1 protein-coding gene is annotated in these 1,063 nt (G+C 43.6%); it reads left to right on the top strand.

Going from position 1 to position 1,063, the window contains the following annotated elements; translation table 11 throughout:
- Positions 1-1,063 (top strand): Ig-like domain-containing protein (locus tag AC3WJF_RS23040; protein ID WP_492456434.1); only part of this gene is annotated, 1,063 nt, incomplete at both ends.

The raw sequence follows: 1,063 nt of genomic DNA, 5'->3' as shown, positions 1-1,063 counted from the left end.
AAGGTAAGTGACAAATTGATTGGTTCTGCTACAGCAGACAGCGAAGGAAACTTCGAAATCAAAATAGAAAAACAAAAAGCAGGCACGAACATTGTAGTAACAGCAACAGATGAAGCAGGCAACGTAAGTCCAGGAACAGAAGTAGTCGTAACAGACGTCACTCCACCAAATGCACCTACTGTCAAACCAGTAACGGATGCAGATGTGAAGATAACAGGTTCGACGGAAGCGGGAGCAAAAGTCGAAGCGAAGGTAAGTGACAAATTGATTGGTTCTGCTACAGCAGACAGCGAAGGAAACTTCGAAATCAAAATAGCAAAACAAAAAGCAGGCACGAACATTGTAGTAACAGCAACAGATGAAGCAGGCAACGTAAGTCCTGGAACAGAAGTAGTCGTAACAGACGTAACCCCACCACTAGCACCTGTTGTCAAACCAGTAACGGATGCAGATGTAAAAATAACAGGTTCTACTGAAGCAGAAGCAAAAGTTACTGCAAAGGTAAATGGGAAAGAGATTGGTTCTGCTACAGCAGACAGCGAAGGAAACTTCGAAATCAAAATAGAAAAACAAAAAGCAGGCACGAACATTGTAGTAACAGCAACAGATGAAGCAGGCAACGTAAGTCCAGGAACAGAAGTAATCGTAACAGACGTCACCCCACCACTAGCACCTGTTGTCAAACCAGTAACGGATGCAGATGTAAAAATAACAGGTTCGACGGAAGCAGGAGCAAAAGTCGAAGCGAAGGTAAGTGACAAATTGATTGGTTCTGCTACAGCAGACAGCGAAGGAAACTTCGAAATCAAAATAGCAAAACAAAAAGCAGGCACGAACATTGTAGTAACAGCAACAGATGAAGCAGGCAACGTAAGTCCAGGAACAGAAGTAGTCGTAACAGACGTCACACCACCATCAGCACCTGTTGTCAAACCAGTAACGGATGCAGATGTGAAAATAACAGGTTCGACGGAAGCAGGAGCAAAAGTCGAAGCGAAGGTAAGTGACAAATTGATTGGTTCTGCTACAGCAGACAGCGAAGGAAACTTCGAAATCAAAATAG

It is taken from the genome of Heyndrickxia sp. FW510-T9 (assembly GCF_058781025.1).
Note: the sequence above shows the minus strand (reverse complement) of the source record. Positions and strands in the feature narration are given on the sequence as shown.